Origin of the sequence: Bowdeniella nasicola (assembly GCF_001907295.1) — a bacterium.
Taxonomy (GTDB): domain Bacteria; phylum Actinomycetota; class Actinomycetes; order Actinomycetales; family Actinomycetaceae; genus Bowdeniella; species Bowdeniella nasicola.
In genome coordinates, this window is sequence record NZ_MQVR01000026.1 from 1 (window position 1) to 19,427 (window position 19,427).

The following is a 19,427-nucleotide window of genomic DNA, read 5'->3' on the forward strand; positions in this document are numbered from 1 at the left end:
AGACCTCCGGTGACTGGATGCGAGTGTGGTAACCCACATCCTGCCGGAGGTCTTCATCTCATCTCGACCGTTCGCAACGTCCCAAGGAACTACAGCTAGCGCGAGCTGAGCCATGGACCGAGACGGGAACGGACCCCAGGTGGCGCGCTCGTCCACGGGTGCCTTCGCGGTGACGATGGCACGCGGATGCGGCTCGGTCGTGAGCGTGATGAAGCGGGTGCGCCCCGGCCGCTTGGACCGGACGTTATAGGGCGGGTCGTTCGCGGCGATGAGACGCAGTTCGCGAACGCTCGCTTCGAGTGGTCCCGAGCAGGTGATGGCACGCACCCGGTGGGCGAGGTCGACCATCTCACCGATGCGTTTGCGCTGTTCGGAAGACGTGAAGTAGCTGCGGACGCGGCGCCGAATATTCTTCGCCGTTCCCACATACAGCACCTCGCCGCCGGGGCCTTCAAAGAGGTAGACGCCGCTCGTGGTCGGTAGGTCGTCGGCGAGTGTCGTCTTGCGTCGGCGGCGTTGCGGCACCGGATTGGTGATCGAGGCGAGGTCCTCGGCGTGCGTGATGCCGAGCGGGCCGACGCGTTCGAGGAGTGCGTGCAGGACATCGACGGTCGCGCGGGCATCATCGAGCGCCCGGTGGTTCGGGCGCGTGCTCGCACCGAAGAGCGCCGCCAGCGTCGCGAGTTTGTGGTTGCGGGCCTCGGTCTTGGTGACGACGCGACGGGCGAGCCAAAGCGTGTCGACGACGAGCGGGCGGGGCCACACATAGTCGAGGTCTTTGGCCGCGGCTTTCAAGAAGGAGACGTCGAAACTGGCGTTGTGGGCTACGAGGACGTTGCCGCGGTCGAATCCCGCGAACTCGAGAAAGGACGCGAAGCAGGCCTCGATGGGAGGCGCCTGGGCGACCATGCCATTCGTGATGCCCGTGAGGGCTTGGATGGCAGGCGGGATCGGCTCGCTCGGTCGCACGAGTGTCTGGAACGAGCCGAGTTCCTCGCCGCCACGCACTTTGACGGCGCCGATCTCGGTGATTGCTGAGCCATGCGAGCGCGCCCCCGTCGTCTCTAGGTCAACGACGACGAACGTGACCTCCGACAGGGGCGTGCCGAGATCCTCAAAGCTCAGCTGAACGGGCTCGCCGGTGGGGGCATCGAGCTCGAACCGGCGACCCTGGATCGCGGATAGGGGCATGGTCGACACCCTACGCCGGGGCGCCGACATCGCTCGTTAGGAAGCGCCGTTGGCGTCCCGTTCGCGCTTGGCATCGGCATACAGGGCGTCGATGTCCTTGGCGTAGCGCTCGGTCACGACGTGGCGCTTGACCTTCAGCGAGGGCGTGAGGGCGCCATTGTCGACCGTGAAGTCGTCATCGAGGATCCGCATCGCGCGGATGGACTCGGCCCGGGAGACTCCCACGTTCGCGCGCTTAATCGCGCCGTTGAGGCGTTCCAAGACGACAGGGTGCTGTTTTGCTTCCTCGATGGACAGGTTCTCGATGCCCTTGTTCTTGAGCCAAATGGGCAGCATGTCGCGGTCGAGCGTGACGAGCACCCCGACGAACGGGCGGCCGTCGCCGACAACCATGCACTGCGAGACGAGGGGATGCACACGCAGCCGGTCTTCGAGCTGGCTGGGAGCGACGTTCTTGCCGCCCGCGGTCACGATGATTTCCTTCTTGCGGCCCGTGATCCGCACGAAGCCGTTTTCGTCCATGTCGCCGAGGTCGCCGGTCGCGAACCAACCGTCGCGGAAGGCCTCGGCGTTCGCCTGCTCATTGTTGTGATAGCGCTCGAACACGCCGACACCCTTGGCGAGGATCTCACCGTCGTCGGCGATCGCGATCGAGGTGCCGGGCAGGGGATAGCCGACCGAGCCAATCGACGTTTTGTCGGGGCGGTTCACGGTGAGCGGCGCAGTGGTTTCGGTGAGGCCATAGCCTTCGAGCATGACGAGGCCGACCCCGCGGTAGAAGTGACCGAGCCGCTCGCCGAGCGGTGCACCACCGGAGATCGCGTAGGTGAGGTTACCGCCGAGTGCGGCACGCAGCTTCGACAGGACAAGCTTGTCGGCGAGGCGGTGTTGCGCCTTCAGGGCCGGCGAGGGGCCACCGGCATCGAGTGAACGCGAATAGGCGATCGCGACGCGCACGGCCCAGATGAAGATCCGGCGTTTGAGGCCGCCGCCCTGCTTTTGTTCGGCGCCCGTGTAGACCTTTTCCCAAATCCGCGGCACCGACATGAGGAACGTCGGTTTGAACGTCGCGATATCCGAGACGGCCTGCGCGGTGTCGGGGATGTGGCCGAGCGGGACGCCCTGGATGATGCACAGGACGGACAGGATGCGCGCGAAGACGTGTGCCATCGGCAAGAACAGCAGCGTGCGCGTGCCCTCGTCGGCTACGACCTCGTGCAGATCGACGAGGATGCCTTCGGACAGCGTGACGAAATTGCCCTGCGTGAGTTCGACGCCCTTGGGCTTGCCCGTCGTGCCCGAGGTGTAAATGATCGTGGCAATATCGGAAAGGGAGCGCTTCGCGTACAGCTGCTCGATTTCGGCGAGTTCAGCTTCCGTTGGCTCGGGGGCGATGAATTCGCCCTTATCGATGATGAGGGTCGTCTCGACGCGATGGCCGTCTTCGACGTCGCGGGCGGCCGTGATGACTGCGGCGAGGTCAGAGGTTTCGGCGACTGCAAGGACGGCCGCCGAATCGGACAGGATCCACTGGGTCTGTTCGGCAGAGCTCGATTCATACACCGGGACGACGGTCGCTCCGAGATACCAGGCCGCGAGATCAAGCAGGGACCATTCAAGCCGGGTGCGGCTCATCATCGCGACCGCATCGCCGCGGCGGAGCCCGTGGCGATAGAGCAGGACGGCGAGGCCTCGCACCTGTGTGAGGACGTCGCGAGCGGAGAGCTTGCGCCAGGTGCCACCGTCGTTGATCTCGAAAAGGGCGTGCTCAGGATGCTGCGCGGCGTGTTTCACGACGTAGCTCACGATGGTCTGGTCATCGGATACGGACACGGGCAGCGGGACGCTGAAGGGCTTGTTCATCACGGCTCTCGTGGTTTGGGAAGGGTCAGGGCAGGCCGGACCGGGGGTAGTTGTCCGATCGTAACGATGAAGTGGCGACGAAATGCCATCATTGTGCTCAGTGTTCGTAGAATCGTGACTAGAGACAAAACCTCTTTCTTCAACTGAAAGGAAATCACCATGACGACCGTCGGCGTGGACATCGGAGGCACCAAAATCGCGGCGGGAGTGGTGAGTGAAGAAGGTAAACTTCTCGAGTCGACCCAGTGGCCGACCGACCCCACGTCGCCCGAGGTGATCGAAGACGGCATCGTCTCGGCGGTCCAGAACTTCGCGCGGACCTATGACATCGAAGCTGTCGGCGTTGCCGCCTGTGGTTTCGTTGGGGCCGACCGCTCCACTGTCCGATTCGCGGGTAACGTCGCCTGGCGTGACCATCCGCTCGGCCAGATCCTGTCGGAGCGGCTGTCGCTGCCGGTCGTCGTGGAAAACGACGCGAATGCGGCCGGGTGGGCCGAATTCCAGTTCGGTGCGGGCCGCGAGGTCTCCGACATGGTCATGATGACGATCGGCACGGGCCTCGGCGGCGCGATCATTGTCAACGGCAAGCTCGTGCGCGGCGCGTTCGGTGGCGCGGGGGAGATCGGCCATATGGTCGCCGTGCCGTTCGGGCACTACTGCGGATGCGGCCACGAAGGCTGCCTCGAGATGTACGCCTCCGGCACGGCGCTGACCCGCGCGGCCCGCAGCCGGGAGATCTCGGAACCGACCTACATGGGCGGCGTGCGCACCTATGCCGGGGATCGCTCCAAGCTGCGTGGCCAGGACGTCACCCAGGCCGCTTCGGATGGGGACGAGGCAGGTCTCGAGCTCGTCTCGCATCTCGGGTACTGGGTCGGCCGCGGCGCAGCCTCGCTCGCGGCGGTGCTCGATCCGGAACTCATCGTCATCGGCGGTGGCGTCTCGCGCGCCGGCGATGTGCTGCTCGAGCCCGCGCGTCGGTCGTTTAAGGAAAACCTCTTCGCGATGGAAAATCGTCCGCTCGCACCGCTTGTGATCTCCACGTTCGAAAACGACGGCGGCATGATCGGCGCCGGAGACCTCGCTCGTCGGGACTAATCAGACGCGCGGTTCGCGGTTGCCGCGTTCATTCGGGAGTTGGCGCAGCAACACGACAATTGCCCAGGCAGCGGCGACGAATGCGGCAAGGCCCCAAAACCAGGGCCAATTCTGGTATCCGACGAAGACGATGACGATGAGAGACAGCGTCAAGACGATCCACGGCACCTTGACGTGGGTCGGTGTCGGCGGCAGCTGCGGGTCCGGCGGAACGAAGGACTCGTCGTCTGCATCTTCCTCCACGTGGTAGTCGCGCGGGTTCCCGAGGTTCGCGAGCGGACCGATCTCACGGGTAAGATTGTCCCAGGCTCGTTGTTCATTATCCGTGAGACGATGGTCGTCTTCGGGATGGGATCCGCGTGCTGCCATACCTGCACTCTAGGATGTAATCCAGGCGCGTGAAAGGCTGAGCATTGTTTTACCAGTTCATGAAGGCCACGGTGGGCTCCGCGATGCGGGTGTTCTATCAACCGTGGGTTCGTGGGGCTCATCATATTCCGGCGACGGGGCCGGCAATCCTCGCCTCGAATCATCTGGCGGTGATCGACTCTTTCTTCCTCCCGCTGATGATCCAGCGCGAGGTCGTCTTCCTCGGGAAGTCTGATTACTTCACCGGGAAGGGGATCAAAGGTAAGGCAGTGGCCGCGTTCATGCGCGGCGTCGGAACGATTCCCGTCGACCGCGGTGGCGGCCGCGCCTCCGAGGCCGCGCTCCGTACGGGCCTCAAGCGCCTGACTGATGGCGAGCTGTTCGGCATCTACCCCGAGGGCACGCGCAGCCCCGATGGCCGCCTGTACCGCGGCAAGACCGGCGTCGCGCGCCTCGCGCTCGAATCGGGCGCCCCCGTCATCCCGGTCGCGATGATCGGCACGAATATTGCGCAGCCGATCGGCAAACGCATCCCGAAGCTCGTGCGCATCGGCGTCGTCATCGGCGAACCCCTGGACTTCTCGCGCTACCGCGGGCTCGAAAACGACCGCTTCATCCTGCGCTCCGTGACCGACGAAATCATGTATTCGCTCATGCAGCTCTCCGGCCAGGAATACGTCGACATGTACGCCGCGACGGTTAAGGCCAAGGTCGCAAAGGGCATGAGCATCGAAGAGGCCACGACCCCGACGACGAGCCCGACGGCCGCGCCCGGTGGCCGCCCGACCCCGCCGCTCGCGGTCCCAGAACCGAGCGAAGAAGAGGTCGCCGAAGGCAAACGCGTCGCCGGTGAAGCACTCAAATGGCCCGGCAGCTCGAGCGATAAGAGCGAAGCAGAGGCGGCCGACGAGCCGGGCGAGACGAAACCCGAGAAGGACTAGGACCTTCGCAGCAACGGGGCGGTCATCACCGTCTAAACTTGGGGGTGCAACACCCCTAGGGAAGGAAATCGATGACCGTCTCTCGCGTCGCTCTACTTACTGCCGGTGGCTTTGCCCCATGCCTTTCGTCGGCCGTTGGTGGCCTGATTGAGCGCTACACCGAAATCGCCCCTGAAGTCGAGATCATCGCCTATAAGTACGGTTACCACGGCCTGTTGACCGGTAACTACATCACCATTGACGACGAAGCCCGCGCCAGTGCGGGAAATCTCCACAACTTCGGTGGCTCGCCCATCGGTAACTCCCGGGTGAAGCTCACCAACGCTAAGGACCTCGTCAAGCGCGGCCTCGTCAAGGAAGGCGAAGATCCGCTGCAGGTCGCCGCAAAACAGCTGCGCAAGGACGGCGTCGACGTTTTGCACACGATTGGTGGCGACGACACGAACACCACCGCCGCCGACCTCGCCGCCTACCTCGAGGACAACGGCTACCACATGATCGTCGTCGGGCTGCCGAAGACGATCGATAACGACGTCATCCCGATTCGCCAGTCGCTCGGCGCCTGGACCGCGGCCGAGCAGGCCTCGCGCTTCGCGCAGAACGTCATCGGCGAACACCGCTCCAACCCGCGCATGCTCATCGTGCACGAGGTGATGGGACGCCACTGTGGTTGGCTGACCGCTGCTGCTGCCAAGGCGTACCGCGAATGGCTGCCGACCCAAAAGTGGGCCCCGGCGCTGGGCCTCACGCAAGAACGCTGGGATGTCCACGGCATCTTCCTGCCGGAAATGCACTTCGACCTCGACGCCGAAGCCGAGCGGCTGCGCGGCGTCATGGACGAGCTCGGCAACGTCAACATCTTCCTGTCGGAAGGCGCCGGCGTGCCCGAGATCGTCGCGGAGATGGAGGCCAAGGGCGAAGAGGTCGAGCGCGACCCGTTCGGTCACGTCAAGCTCGACAAGATTAACCCCGGCCAGTGGTTCGCGAAGCAGTTCGCGGAAAAGATCGGCGCCGAGAAGGTCATGGTCCAAAAGTCGGGCTACTTCTCGCGCTCGGCTCGCGCCAACGCGGAGGACCTGCGCCTGATCAAGTCGATGACCGACCTCGCCGTGCAGTGTGCGTTCGAGGACGTCTCCGGCGTCATCGGACACGACGAGGAGCAGGGCAACGTTCTGCGCGCCATCGAGTTCCCGCGGATCGCGGGCGGCAAGGCCTTCGACATCACGCAGGAATGGTTCACCGATCTCATGAGCGAGATCGGCCAGAGCGTTGAGGCGGCGGAGAACACCGACCACTAACGATACGAGAACCGCCCGGTGGTCCCCACGGTGGGGCTGCCGGGCGGATTGTTGTTGCTAGACGACCTTGATCGTGATCGTCGTGCCCTTGGGCACCATCGTGCCGGCCTTCGGATCCTGGGAGTGGACGGTGCCGAACACGCCGCCAAGGACGCGCTCGACCTTGACTTTGAAGCCCGCGTTTCTCAGGACCTGCTCGGCTTCTTCCACCTGCTTGGCAAAGACGGACGGCACCTCGAAAAGTTCCGGCCCCTTGGAGACGACGAGCGAGACCGAATCGAGTCGGTGGCCAGCGGCGCCGGCTGCGGGCGACATCGAAATGACGCGGCCCTTGTCAACGCTGTCGGAAAACTCTTCGGCAATCGAGATCTTCAGGCCGAGCTCACCGAGGGCGGCTTCGGCTTCGGCCCGGGCCTGGCCCACAACGTCGGGGAAAGTGATCGGTGCCGGCCCGTCGGAGACAGTGAGGGTGACCGACTCGTTGTGGGGAATGACCGTACCAGGATTGTGGCTCGCGGAGATGACCGTGCCTGCGGGCACGGTATCGGAGTGCTCCTTCGCCGTTTCGCCCTTGGTGACGCCCGCCTTCTGCAGCGCGGAGTCGGCGTCGGCTTCGCTTACGCCGACGACCTCTGGAACCGTGACGGTGCGGATGCCCTTGGAGACGATGATGTTGACCGTGGTGCCGACGCGGACCTTTCCGGGGCCCGGGTCGGTTTCAATCACGACGCCGGATTCGATCGTGTCGTGGTACTCGCGGCTGATATGGACCTCGAGCTCGTTGTTGCGAATCTGGTCGACCGCGCTCGCCTCCGCGGTACCCGCGACGGCGGGCAGCTCGCGCGTGCCGCCCGGACCGATGGTGAACCACCAGGTGGCCCCGGCGCCGGTAGCGAGCAGCACGATCAGGGCAAGGGCGAGAGGCCAGCGCCTGCGGCGGTGGGGCCTATCAGCTTTAGGTTTCTTTTTCACCGCGCCGATCGGCACAGCGACCTTGGACGGCTTCGCGCCGCGGTCGATCAAGGCCGTATTGCGCGTGGAGATTTCCTGGGTCGCGTCCGGGCCGGGGTCGACTTGTTCCGCTTCCGCGGGGATACGAGGCGCGACCTCGTGGCGCTTTGCCAAGAGATCCGGTGGCAGGTCCTCGATCACGCGACGCAGGTGGGCCAGCGCCGTCGCGGCATCGGGTTCGCGGTCCGACGTTGAGCGCGCGACGAGCGCCGCAACGAACTCGTCGACCTCGCTTGGGATCCAGTCGATGGTCTCTGACAGGGCCGGGACCGAGTCGTTCACGTGCTTGAATGCGACTTGGATCGGTCGCTCGCCGGTAAACGGGGGCGCTCCGGTGAGCATCTCGTACAGCAGGATGCCGACGGCGTAGACGTCGGCGGCGGGGGAGGAGACCCCGTCAGTCACGACCTCGGGAGCGAGATAGGCGACGGTGCCAAGGACCGTCGAGGTGCCCGACATCGATGCCTCCGACACTGCGCGCGCGAGGCCGAAATCCGCGACTTTGACGCCCCCGGAGGTCGGCAGCAAGACGTTCTCGGGCTTCACGTCCCGGTGGACGAGTCCGCCGCGGTGGGCCGCGTCGAGGGCGGCGAGGATCTGCTCAGTAATATCGAGCGCCGTCTCGAGGGTGAGGCTGCCCTCGCGGTCCAGGCGTTGGCGGAGGTTACCGCCCGGGACGTACTCCATCGTGAGATAGAAGGAGTCCCCGGTTTGCCCCTGGTCGTGGACGGCGACAACCCCCGGGTGGGAGAGGCGAGCTGCGGCGCGCGCCTCGCGGCGGAAGAGCCGCACGAACTCCTCGGACTCCGCGAGGTAGGGGTGCATGATCTTCAGCGCGATATCGCGCTCCAGACGCTGATCGTGGGCGACATAGACCTGGGACATCCCGCCGCGGGCGATGCGGCGCACAATGCGGTAGCGGTGATCGATGATCACCGGCTCCGTTTCAGACACACTTTCGCCCACAGTGTGCATGGTAGGGCACCGGGCTCGTCACATGGCGGAGCGCCACGCACGTGTCAGGGCGTGGCGCTCTTAACCGGTGGTTAGCGGAATTTGGCCTGATGCGCCTTGATCCTGCTGACGTAGACCTTCGTGTCTTCGAACATTCCGTTCTTCTTCACCGAGCCGAGGCCCTGGTAGTAGCCGGCGATCGCGGAATCAACGTTCGGCGCGGTCCGCAGCAACTGGCGGAGAATCGCGACGCCCGCAACGGCGTTATCGTGCGGGTCAATCAGGTTGAGCTTGCGGCCCACGAGCTGGGAAGCCCAGGTACCGGAGGACGGGATGACCTGCATCGTGCCGATCGCGTTCGCGGGCGAGACCGAGCGGTGGTTGAAGCTCGACTCCTGGAACGCGACGGCGAGCGCGAGCGAGGGGTCAACGCCCATCTGATTCGCGGTCTGGCGCACGATCTGCTGCATCTGCGCGCGGCTCGGCACCTCGATCGAGTTCAAGATGGCCTTGTTCTTGTTGGCCGCGTTCACCACGGCCTTAGGATAGGTTCGTCCCAGGAACGTGTCGGGAACGAGCTTTTCCGCGGGCTTCGCGGGCGTGGCCTGGCCCGACGAGGCGATCTTGAGCACCTGACCGACGTAGATGCGGTTCGCGTTGGCCAGCTTATTCAGCGCAACCAGCTCACTCGTCGACGTCGAGTACTTCTTCGCGATACCCGACAGCGTCTCACCGCGAGCGACCTTGTGGGTGGCAGCGGCAGTGGCGGTCGCGCGCTTCGGTGCCGCGGGCTGAGCAGCGGGGGTATCGGAAGGGATGCGCAGCATCTGGCCCGGATGGATGATCGATGAGAGCGTCAATCCGTTGTGGGCTGCCAGCTTATTCATATCCACACTGAACTTGCGGGCGATCTTCCAAAACGAGTCGCCGCGGACCACTCGATAGGTGACCTCGGCAGCGGGAGCCGTGCGCACGGCGGGCGCTTGCACCGGCGTCACCGAAAGCTTCGGTGCGAGCGACGTCGGGTTCGCGGCCGGCAGGGGAGCCTGCGTCGTGGCGGTGGATGCCGCCGCAGGGGCGGCGGTGGCGCTGAGACCAGGGGCGATGAGGCCAACGATTGCAGCACTGGCGACCGTGGCGCGGTTAGGGCGGAGGGTCATCATGTTCCTTTTCGCATGGAGCGCGGCTTCTCACTCACGGCGTTACTCGTGTGACAAAAGTGGAGATCGTGAAAAGTGATACCAATGTGACTATAGCGCTCCGCGTGTCGCTCTGACAAACAAATGATGAAGACGACTATAGTGTTGCGATTAACTCCTCTTTGCTGCGTGAGCGCTGCTGAGCGCTGCCGATACGATGGACGCGTGACTAAGCACGATACCGCCCTTACCGGCCGCCTCTATTCCCGAGCGGAGCTCGCTGAGATCATGGACGTCCCCGAGCATCGAGTTCGCAATCTCGTACGCGCGTACGATCTCGTCGAGATCGAGACGGACGAGGGCAAACGCATCCCGGAGTTCGCCCTCGAAGAGCGCGGCGGCGAGCTTCAGGTCAATCCCGCACTCCGCGGGACCGTCCTGGCACTGCTTGATCAAGAGCTGACGGTTGCCGAGGCCTCGCTCTGGCTCGTGTCGCATAACGACGAATTAGGGCAGTCGCCCTTGGCCGCGATGCGCGCGGGACATGTCCACGCCGTACGTCGCGCCATCATTTCAACGGCACTATGACGCGCTAGGCGGTGCGGTGCGCTAGCCGGTGGGCGAGCTCGGTGAGCGTCGCGGCGGCATCGGCTGGCACGTTCGCATCCGCCAGGGCGGTCAGTGACTCGTCGAGCTTTTCCTGGATGAGCTTCTCGTGCTCGGCTCGCGTTCCACTGCGTTCGATAATCTCGCGCAATTCAGAGATGAGGTCTGCCTCGAGTTGGCGGTTGCCGAGGTGCGTTTCGAGCGTCTCGAGCTCGGATTCGTTCGCCACCTGACGCGTTAAGGCAAGCAGCGGCGTGCGCTTGCCCTCGCGCAGGTCATCGCCGGCAGGCTTGCCGGTCTCGGCCGGATCGCCAAAGACGCCGAGGTCATCGTCGCGCAGCTGGAAGGCTTCGCCGAGGGGCAGGCCGACGCGGGCGAGCGCGGCGATCAGAGTATCATTCCCACCACCGAGCGCCACTCCCAACGTGAGGGGGTGTTCCACGGAGTAACGTGCCGACTTGTGTCGCACGACGCGCAGAGCCGCGGCGAGGGACTCGCTCGCTGATGTGTGTGCGATCGGCAGGGTCGAGTTCAGGACGTCGAGATACTGGCCGATGGCGACCTCGCTGGTCATTTCACTCCAGAGTGCGACGCAGCGCTGCCGCGCAGCCGTCGCGAGCCCGGCGAAGGCTCGCGCGGCAGCTTGATCGGCCAGGACAATGAGGAGATCGCCCAGCAGGATCGCGGAGTTCTTTCCGAGGATCTCGGGCTTTTCCAGGCTTTCCCTAGGGGCGCGCTGGGCGAACGCGACGTGCGTGGCCGGTTTCCCGCGTCGGGAATCGGAGTCGTCGATGATGTCATCATGGACGAGGGCCGCGGCCTGGAAGAGCTCGAGCGCGGCGCCGAGTTCCACCACCGCATCGTCAAGATCAGAGGAACCTTGGGCGACCGCGACGCCCGTTGCCATGAGCCGAGCCCGCATCCGTTTGCCACCTGAAGTCAACTCAAACGCCGGCACGAAGAACTCGTCGACGGCGGGAGAGATATCGCCGAATGACGCGGCGGTATCCGCCAGAATCTCGCGGACGCGAGCGGAGACGTGATCAGCAAACGTGGCATCGGTTGGCATACATCCCAGCTTACGTTCCTTCGCCGCGGTCGTTCACAGCTCGGCAGACCTTCCCCCGCCATCCACAGGCACGGGTACGCGCGGCCATCCCTATCGGAGGCCTCGCGTTGGCTGACTACATGACTGATCACGGTTTTTCTTCCCTGCCCTCGTCCCGCAAGCGCGACCTCTTGGTCGCGGCATCCTCGACCGTCCCGTACTCACTTGGCTACTTCCCGGCCGACTCCTTTGTTGTGGTGGGCCTGACCGCCCACGACACTTCCGACGTCGTCCTCGGTCCGCTCGCCCGCCTCGACATCCACGACGCCAGCGCTATGACCCGGCGCGAAATTGCCGTCTCGCTCCAACCGCTCTTGCGCTATCGCACCGACTGCTGCCTGGTCGTCGGCACCGGAGAGGACCTCACTGCCGCAGGTGAGCTGCTCGAAGAATTTGCTGCCGGCATCGACCATGTCCTGCCCGTTCTCGGGACGGTTGCGGTCGGCGACGAGCACATCGTCGTGATCGACGACGAGGGCGAACACGACACGCTGACGCGTCGCGAGTGGGAGACCACTCCTGCCGTGGCAGAGCTTGTAGTCTCGGGCCGGGCGCTGCAGCCCTCCAGCGAGTCATTTGCCTTTCCCGCACCCTCCGCGAGCGCCGATGCGCCCCTGCCTGATGACGGCCTGGCAGCGGAGTGCCTGAAGGCGGCATGGCGGCAAGCGATGCTGGGTCGCGCCACGACGACCCAGCTCGCGGCGCTTGCGCTCGCGCTGCACGCTATGACGCCTCGCGATACGTTCATCGCAACGTGCATTCGTGATGGTGGCTCAGCGGCCCGCTTCGAGGGGCTCACGCCTTCCGAGATCAACGACGCGATCATTTCCGGCCCCGTGCGCTCGGCGCAGGATTTCCATCTCGTCTTCGACGCCCTCGCACGCATCGCTTCGGCCACCGCGTCCGGTTTGCATGCGGAGATCTGTGGCATCGGGGGATACCTCGCGTGGTACGCCGGAGACGGGGTGCGGGCCCGGGTGTTGGTCGAGCAATGCCTTGCCGAAGTACCCGATTACAACCTCGCGCTTCTCGTCAATTCCGCGCTTGCCGTAGGGATGCCTCCGCCTTGGGTCGATACCCCGGCCGCGGAATACCCGACCGCAAGTTAGCGCCGTCGGCGACGCGGGGTGACGGCCGACACAAAGGCTTGATAGCGTTGGGGCACAATCACATATCGGGCCGCACGGATTCACAGCGGGAGAGTCGGTCAACCGACGCCGTAGGAGCAAGCACCCCGCACACTCTCAGGCACCAGCACCGCTGTGATGAGGCCAATCTGGAAAGAAGGCGTAAAGCCTCGCCGATGGTGTAAACCGGCCCGCCCGGTGAATCTCTCAGGCAAAGGTACAGAGGGGGAAAATCCAAGGATGGAGATGCCCATGACCCCAGATTCGACACTGCTCACCACGCCATTGCTGCCAGTGCATGAAGCAGCAGGTGCTCACCTCATCGACTTCGCCGGTTGGAATATGCCGGTGCGGTACACCTCGGACCGCGTCGAACACGAGGCTGTGCGCACCGCGGCGGGAATCTTCGACCTGTCACACATGGCCCAGATTTCCGTGACGGGGGAGCGTACCGCTGGGGGGCTCAATCGTTGCTTTATCTCTCCGATGGATGCCATGAGCGTTGGCCGCGCGAAATATTCGATGCTGACTGATGCCTCGGGCGGAATCCTCGATGACCTCATCGTCTACCGTCTTGCTGATGACGAATATCTTGTCGTCGCCAATGCCTCGAACCGTCTGGTCGTGGTCGAGGAACTGACCAAGCGCTGCGGCGAGATCGACCCGAACATCACGGTCAGCGACCGCACCCGCGAGCGCGCCATCATCGCCGTGCAGGGACCGCGTTCCGTCGAGATCATGGACGCTGCCGGATTCGGCGACGCGACCGGTATCAAGTACTACTCGATCACGCCCACGACGTTTGATGGCACCGACGTGCTCGTCGCCCGCACCGGGTACACGGGCGAGGACGGCTTTGAGATCTACCTGCCCGGCGATAAGGCCCCGGACGCATGGCGCCGACTCCTCGAGGTTGGCGAGACCCATGGCCTGACCCAGTGCGGCCTCGCCTGCCGCGACACGCTCCGCCTTGAGGCCGGGATGCCGCTGTACGGTCACGAACTGTCGACCGAACTCGCCCCCGGCGATGTCGGCATGGGCCGGATGGTCAAGTTCGACCACGACTTCATCGGTCGCGACGCGCTCGCCGATCGCGAACCGCGCTACGCGCTCATCGGACTGCAGGGCGAGGGCCGTCGCGCCGCGCGCGCCGACAGCATCGTCAAGCAGGACGGTCAGGAGATCGGCGTCGTCACCTCGGGTGTGCTCTCTCCGACCCTGGGCTATCCCATCGCACTTGCGCGTGTCACGCTGCCGGCCCCTGCCGAAGGGACCGAGCTCGACATCGAGGTGCGCGGCAAGTCCCAGCCGATGATCGTCGTCTCCCCACCGTTTTACACCCGTTCCAAGTAACAACCCGCCATAAGGAGAATCATGGCTATTCCCACCGATCGTAAATATAGCTCTGACCACGAATGGGTCAGCAGCGATGGCACCGTCGGCATCACGGACTTTGCGGCCGACGCGCTCGGTGATGTCGTCTACGTCGACCTTCCCGATGTCGGCTCCGAGGTCACGGCCGGTGAGGTCTGTGGCGAGATCGAGTCGACGAAGTCCGTCTCGGACCTCATCTCCCCGGTCACCGGAACCGTCACCGAGGTCAACGACGCCGTCGTCGATGCTCCCGAAACGGTGAACTCGGAGCCGTTCGAAGGCGGTTGGTTGTTCAAGGTGAACGTGGAAGAAGAAGGCGAGCTCATGGACGCGGCCGCCTACGAGGAGCTTGCGGCAGGTGGCGGTCAGTGACCGACTTTATTCCTCGCCACATCGGGCCGACCGGTGATGAGCTGACCGAGCTCCTGTCGGCCCTCGGGGTCGCCGATCTCGATGAGCTCATCGATGCTGCGGTTCCGAGTTCGATCCTGACGGAGGACTGGTCCGCCGGAATTCCGGACGCCGACTCGCCGGCCGGGGTCATCGCTCGCCTGCAGCAGTACGCCGACAAGAATATCGTCAACACCTCGCTTATCGGCCAGGGCTACTACAACACCCGGACCCCTGCCGTTATTCAGCGCAACGTCCTCGAAAACCCGGGCTGGTACACGGCTTATACGCCCTACCAGCCGGAGATTTCGCAGGGACGCCTCGAGGTTCTGATTAACTTCCAGACCATGGTCTCGGAGCTGACCGGCACGGACGTTGCGGGCGCCTCGATGCTCGATGAAGGCACTGCCGTCGCCGAAGCGATCGCGCTCGCACGCCGCGCGACCCGCAAGGGAAGCAAGGTGCTGCTCGACGCCGATATCTTCGATACGACGCGCGATGTCGTGATGACCCGGACGAACGCGACGGACGTTTCCGTCGAGCTGTCCGACCTCGAGCCCGGCGTCGACTTGTACGACGTGTTCGCGGTCGTCATCCAATACCCCGGAGCCTCCGGTCGAGTACGCCCCGCCGAGGACGTGCGAGCCCTCGCCTCCGCCGCGCATGGCGCCGGCGCGCTCGTCATCATCGTCCAGGATCTGCTGGCCGCAACGGTGCTCCCGTCCGCTGGCTCCCTGGGCGCCGATATCGCCGCCGGTAGCACCCAGCGCTTTGGCGTTCCGATGGGCTTTGGTGGCCCGCACGCCGGATACCTTTCGGTGACCGAAAAGCTCCAGCGCCAGCTGCCGGGCCGACTCGTCGGCGTGTCCAAGGATGCCGACGGCCAGCCCGCATACCGCCTTGCGCTGCAAACGCGCGAGCAGCATATTCGTCGCGAAAAGGCCACGAGTAATATCTGCACCGCGCAGGTCCTGCTCGCTGTCATGGCCTCGATGTATGCGGTGTGGCATGGCCCGGCCGGCCTGCAAAACCTCGCAAAGGACGTCCACGACAAGGCAGTCTCGCTGGCGCGGGGTCTTGCCGATGTGGGCGTGAGCGTTCGCCACGCTGACTTCTTCGACACGATCGAACTCGATCTCGGTAATCGTACCGAGGCGGCCGTGAGCGCGCTGTATGACAAGGGCATCCTCGTCTTTACCAGCGACGACGGTCACCTGCGGGTTTCGGCCGACGAACTCACGAGCCAGGCCACGATCGATGATGTCGTGCAGACGCTCGCCGAGTTCGGTTCCGGCGACGGCGGGGCTAGCGAGTTTGGGCTGGGCGTGAGTGAGCTTCGGGTGATCGACTACATGTCGCACCCGGTGTTCAACTCGCACCACACCGAGACCAAGCTGATGCGTTACCTCCGGCGCCTGTCGGACAAGGATTACGCCCTTGACCGCGGCATGATCCCGCTCGGCTCGTGCACGATGAAGCTGAACTCCGCGGTCGAAATGGCGGCCATCACCTGGCCGAAGTTCGCCGCGCTGCACCCGCTGTGCCCCGAATCAGATTCAGTCGGCTACCGCGAGCTCATCGCCGAACTCACCTCGTGGCTCACCGCCGTCACCGGATATGACTGCGGCAGCCTGCAGCCAAACTCGGGTGCGCAGGGCGAGTTCGCGGGCCTGCTCGCGATTCGCGGCTACCACGATTCGCGCGGCGATACCGATCGACGCATCTGCCTCATCCCCGCATCCGCTCACGGCACGAATGCGGCCTCCGCGGCCCTCGCCGGAATGCAGGTCGTGGTCGTGGCGTGCGACGAGAACGGCAACGTCGACGTCGAGGATCTGAAGGCCAAGTGCGATAAGCACGCCGATCGACTCGGCGCCATCATGATCACCTACCCGTCGACGCATGGCGTCTATGAGGCAGCCGTGCAGGAGATCTGCCAGATCGTCCACGACGCTGGGGGACAGGTCTACATTGACGGCGCGAACCTCAATGCCCTGGTCGCGGTGGCCCGCCCCGGCAAGTTCGGCGGTGACGTGTCGCACCTGAACCTGCACAAGACCTTCGCCATCCCGCACGGTGGCGGCGGTCCCGGCGTTGGGCCGGTGCTCGCTCGCGAGCATCTAAAGCCCTTCCTGCCCGGGCATCGCGTGCTCGAGAACAAGGAGCGCGCGGTTTCCTCCGCGCCGTACGGGTCTGCGTCGATCCTGCCGATTCCGTGGGCTTATCTCGCGCTGCTTGGCGCCGATGGACTGCGCCAGGCCACGGCGACCGCGGTCGCATCCGCGAACTATGTCGCCAAGCGTCTCGATCCGTACTTCCCGGTGCTGTACAAGGGCCAAAATGACCTCGTCGCGCACGAGTGCATCCTTGACCTGCGGCCGCTGAAAAAGGACACGGGGATCACCGTCGACGACGTCGCCAAGAGACTTATGGACTACGGGTTCCATGCGCCGACGATGTCCTTCCCCGTCGCTGGCACCCTCATGGTGGAACCGACGGAATCGGAAGATCTCGGAGAGATCGACCGTTTCTGCGAGGCCATGATTCTCATCCATGAGGAAGCCATGGAGGTCAAGAACGGGACGTGGCCGAAGGATGACAATCCGCTGGTCAACGCCCCGCACACGGCGCAGTGCGCGCTCGTCGGGGAGTGGGAGCATCCCTACTCACGCGAGATCGCGGTCTATGCCGGCGCGTACTCCGTGTCGAATCGCGGGGAAGACCCCGTGGCTTACGCGAACGCCGTCGCGAGCAAGTACTGGCCCCCGGTGCGGCGAATCGATGGGGCGTGGGGCGACCGTAACCTCACGTGCTCGTGCCCGCCGATCGAGGCATACGAGGACAGCGAGTAACGCGAGCTGTTTTGTGCAGTCGGTGGCCGCCACGATTTCGATCGGGCGGCCACCGCGCTATTCCGATAGCGAAAAGTCGCGGAATCATACGGAAAATCTGGGATTGACGGATCGGGCAGCGGCGCCTAAGGTGTATAATCGTAAGCAGCAGCCTCCTCAGTTGGCTGCTTATTTTTGTCTCCCGGTACGGAAAGGCCCCTAGTGTCCTCTACCTCCTCAGCAACGGATACCAAGACCACGACAGGGAAGAAGACCCCAGCAAAGAAGACCACCGCCACGAAGGCTCCGGCTGCGAATAAGCCTGCGACTAAGAAGGCCTCGACCCCGGCCAAGGGGAGCGAGGAGAAGGCCGCACCGGCTAAGAAGGCTCCCGCGAAGAAGGCCGCGCCTGCCAAGAAGGCGAATCCGGCCAAGAAGGCTGCGCCCGCAAAGAAGGCTCCTGCCAAGAAGGCTCCCGCGGCGAAGACCGAAGACAAGACTCCGGCCGAAAGGGCTCCCGCTAAGAAGGCCCCGGACAAAAAGGCTCCGGCGAAGAAGACCACGACCGCCAAGGCTCCGACCAAGAAGGCCACGGCTAAGAAGGCTCCCGCGAAGAAGGGGCCCGTCGAGGAAGAACTCGAGACTGAAGAGATCGCAGATTCGGCACTGACCCCGGATGAGGATCTCGAAGACGAAGAGATCGATCTGGAAGACTCGGCGGAGTCCTCGGATTCGGCAGATTCGGTTGACTCGGCGGAATCGGCCGACGATGATGACGAAGAGGACGAGCCCGAAGAGAAGGCCGAGGCGACTAAGTCCACGCGTTCTCGAATTACCGACAAGGGTTTCGTCGTCTCCGATCGTGACGACGACGGGCCTGCCCAGCAGGTCGTCACGGCAGGCGCGACCGCGGACCCGGTGAAGGACTACCTGAAGCAGATCGGTAAGGTCGCGCTGCTGAACGCCGAGCAGGAAGTCGAGCTGGCCAAGCGTATCGAAGCTGGCCTGTTCGCCGAAGACAAGCTCGAGACCGAAGGCGATTCGATCGACCGTAAGTTCAAGCGTGAACTCATGTGGATCGCCGCCGACGGCAAGGACGCGAAGAACCACCTGCTCGAAGCAAACCTCCGTCTGGTCGTCTCCCTCGCCAAGCGCTACACGGGCCGTGGAATGCTCTTCCTCGACCTCATTCAGGAAGGCAACCTCGGTCTGATTCGCGCGGTGGAGAAGTTTGACTACACCAAGGGCTACAAGTTCTCGACGTACGCCACGTGGTGGATCCGGCAGGCGATTACTCGCGCCATGGCGGACCAGGCTCGCACGATCCGTATCCCGGTCCACATGGTCGAGGTCATCAACAAGCTGGCGCGCGTCCAGCGTCAGATGCTGCAGGATCTCGGTCGGGAACCCACGCCCGAAGAACTCGCGCAGGAACTGGACATGACGCCTGAGAAGGTCGTCGAGGTCCAGAAGTACGGTCGCGAGCCCATCTCGCTTCACACGCCGCTCGGCGAAGATGGTGACAGCGAGTTCGGTGACCTCATCGAGGACTCCGAGGCGATCGTCCCCGCGGACGCTGTATCCTTCCTCATGCTGCAAGAACAGCTCCACGCGGTCCTCGATACGCTCTCCGAGCGGGAGGCCGGCGTCATCTCGATGCGCTTCGGCCTGAACGATGGACAGCCGAAGACCCTGGACGAGATCGGCAAGGTCTATGGCGTGACGCGTGAGCGCATCCGCCAGATCGAGTCGAAGACGATGTCGAAGCTCCGGCATCCCTCCCGTTCCCAGGTCCTGCGGGACTACCTGGACTAGGAAAGAAAAAACTCGGGACGAGCACGTGCTCGTCCCGAGTTTTTCTCTGTCGATCTAGGCGTCCGCCCCCGCGAGTTTGGAGGTCTCATCGCGGATGATGACGGCGCGGTCAGCGAGGCTGTCGGCGAACGTGCGGGCGTGATGGCCGCAGAAATAGAGTTCACCGGTTTCGAGGCCGACGTGCAGATAGGCTCGGGCGCCACAGGCGTCGCAACGATCAGCCGAGGTCATCGGCTCCAGCTCTTTGCTCGGTGCGGTGGTCATGTTCATGTCTTCATCACATCACGAGGCGAAGCATGCTGTCGCGAAGCG

The 19,427-nt window shown here is 64.3% G+C and carries 16 protein-coding genes and 1 riboswitch; of the genes, 9 read left to right on the forward strand and 7 right to left on the reverse strand.

Features of this window, described 5'->3' with window-relative positions; genetic code table 11:
• Both BSZ39_RS05760 and BSZ39_RS05765 read right to left on the reverse strand, forming a co-directional pair.
• Positions 1 to 1,191, reverse strand: a 1,191-nt coding sequence (locus BSZ39_RS05760; RefSeq protein ID WP_143180393.1) for a DEDD exonuclease domain-containing protein, incomplete at its 3' end; no start/stop codon positions are given.
• A gap of 36 nt (positions 1,192 to 1,227) precedes the next feature.
• Positions 1,228 to 3,054, reverse strand: a complete 1,827-nt coding sequence (locus BSZ39_RS05765; protein ID WP_073716422.1) for an AMP-dependent synthetase/ligase — start codon at positions 3,052 to 3,054, stop codon at positions 1,228 to 1,230.
• A gap of 159 nt (positions 3,055 to 3,213) precedes the next feature.
• Here BSZ39_RS05765 and BSZ39_RS05770 point away from each other — a divergent pair, with 159 nt between their 5' ends.
• On the forward strand, positions 3,214 to 4,152 hold the full coding sequence (locus tag BSZ39_RS05770; RefSeq protein ID WP_073716423.1) for an ROK family glucokinase: 939 nt from the start codon (positions 3,214 to 3,216) through the stop codon (positions 4,150 to 4,152).
• Here BSZ39_RS05770 and BSZ39_RS05775 read toward each other — a convergent pair whose 3' ends face one another.
• Positions 4,153 to 4,521: a hypothetical protein gene (locus BSZ39_RS05775; RefSeq protein ID WP_073716424.1), complete on the reverse strand. Its 369-nt coding sequence runs from the start codon at positions 4,519 to 4,521 to the stop codon at positions 4,153 to 4,155.
• A gap of 59 nt (positions 4,522 to 4,580) precedes the next feature.
• On the opposite strand from BSZ39_RS05775, the gene BSZ39_RS05780 reads away from it, so the two are divergent.
• Together BSZ39_RS05780 and BSZ39_RS05785 are read left to right on the forward strand one after the other, a co-directional pair.
• On the forward strand, positions 4,581 to 5,462 hold the full coding sequence (locus BSZ39_RS05780) for a lysophospholipid acyltransferase family protein (protein WP_425425671.1): 882 nt from the start codon (positions 4,581 to 4,583) through the stop codon (positions 5,460 to 5,462).
• A gap of 71 nt (positions 5,463 to 5,533) precedes the next feature.
• On the forward strand, positions 5,534 to 6,760 hold the full coding sequence (locus tag BSZ39_RS05785; RefSeq protein ID WP_073716426.1) for a pyrophosphate--fructose-6-phosphate 1-phosphotransferase: 1,227 nt from the start codon (positions 5,534 to 5,536) through the stop codon (positions 6,758 to 6,760).
• 57 nt (positions 6,761 to 6,817) lie between these two features.
• On the opposite strand, the gene pknB is transcribed toward BSZ39_RS05785, so the two are convergent.
• Together pknB and BSZ39_RS05795 are read right to left on the reverse strand one after the other, a co-directional pair.
• Positions 6,818 to 8,725 carry a Stk1 family PASTA domain-containing Ser/Thr kinase gene (gene pknB / locus BSZ39_RS05790; protein WP_222842875.1) on the reverse strand — a complete coding sequence of 636 codons (1,908 nt, stop codon included), beginning with the start codon at positions 8,723 to 8,725 and terminating at the stop codon, positions 6,818 to 6,820.
• A gap of 92 nt (positions 8,726 to 8,817) precedes the next feature.
• Complete coding sequence (locus BSZ39_RS05795) at positions 8,818 to 9,888, reverse strand: LysM peptidoglycan-binding domain-containing protein (protein ID WP_073716428.1); 1,071 nt, start codon at positions 9,886 to 9,888, stop codon at positions 8,818 to 8,820.
• Between the two features lie 201 nt (positions 9,889 to 10,089).
• Between BSZ39_RS05795 and BSZ39_RS05800 the strand changes: the two genes are divergently transcribed.
• On the forward strand, positions 10,090 to 10,452 hold the full coding sequence (locus BSZ39_RS05800) for an Rv2175c family DNA-binding protein (RefSeq protein WP_073716429.1): 363 nt from the start codon (positions 10,090 to 10,092) through the stop codon (positions 10,450 to 10,452).
• Positions 10,453 to 10,456: 4 nt separating this feature from the next.
• Here BSZ39_RS05800 and BSZ39_RS05805 read toward each other — a convergent pair whose 3' ends face one another.
• Entirely contained in the window at positions 10,457 to 11,539 is a 1,083-nt protein-coding gene (locus BSZ39_RS05805; protein WP_073716430.1) for a polyprenyl synthetase family protein, read from the reverse strand.
• Between the two features lie 119 nt (positions 11,540 to 11,658).
• Between BSZ39_RS05805 and BSZ39_RS05810 the strand changes: the two genes are divergently transcribed.
• The 5 genes from BSZ39_RS05810 to BSZ39_RS05830 all read left to right on the forward strand — a co-directional run bounded on the left by BSZ39_RS05810 (position 11,659) and on the right by BSZ39_RS05830 (position 19,115).
• Positions 11,659 to 12,687 (forward strand): DUF4192 family protein, encoded by a 1,029-nt coding sequence (locus tag BSZ39_RS05810; protein ID WP_073716431.1) that lies wholly within the window; start codon positions 11,659 to 11,661, stop codon positions 12,685 to 12,687.
• A 157-nt stretch (positions 12,688 to 12,844) separates the two neighbouring features.
• Positions 12,845 to 12,938: riboswitch (glycine riboswitch) on the forward strand.
• 19 nt (positions 12,939 to 12,957) lie between these two features.
• A complete protein-coding gene (gene gcvT / locus BSZ39_RS05815) occupies positions 12,958 to 14,058 on the forward strand; it encodes a glycine cleavage system aminomethyltransferase GcvT (protein ID WP_073716432.1) in 1,101 nt (366 codons plus the stop codon).
• 21 nt (positions 14,059 to 14,079) lie between these two features.
• Positions 14,080 to 14,451, forward strand: coding sequence for a glycine cleavage system protein GcvH (gene gcvH / locus BSZ39_RS05820; RefSeq protein ID WP_073716433.1), 372 nt, complete (start codon positions 14,080 to 14,082; stop codon positions 14,449 to 14,451).
• Positions 14,448 to 17,321 carry an aminomethyl-transferring glycine dehydrogenase gene (gene gcvP / locus BSZ39_RS05825; RefSeq protein ID WP_073716434.1) on the forward strand — a complete coding sequence of 958 codons (2,874 nt, stop codon included), beginning with the start codon at positions 14,448 to 14,450 and terminating at the stop codon, positions 17,319 to 17,321. The genes gcvH and gcvP overlap by 4 nt, the downstream gene beginning before the upstream one ends.
• A 201-nt stretch (positions 17,322 to 17,522) precedes the next feature.
• Complete coding sequence (locus tag BSZ39_RS05830; protein WP_187343233.1) at positions 17,523 to 19,115, forward strand: RNA polymerase sigma factor; 1,593 nt, start codon at positions 17,523 to 17,525, stop codon at positions 19,113 to 19,115.
• A 54-nt stretch (positions 19,116 to 19,169) separates the two neighbouring features.
• Here BSZ39_RS05830 and BSZ39_RS05835 read toward each other — a convergent pair whose 3' ends face one another.
• A complete protein-coding gene (locus BSZ39_RS05835; RefSeq protein WP_073716441.1) occupies positions 19,170 to 19,379 on the reverse strand; it encodes a DUF7455 domain-containing protein in 210 nt (69 codons plus the stop codon).
• Positions 19,380 to 19,427: the final 48 nt, after the last annotated feature.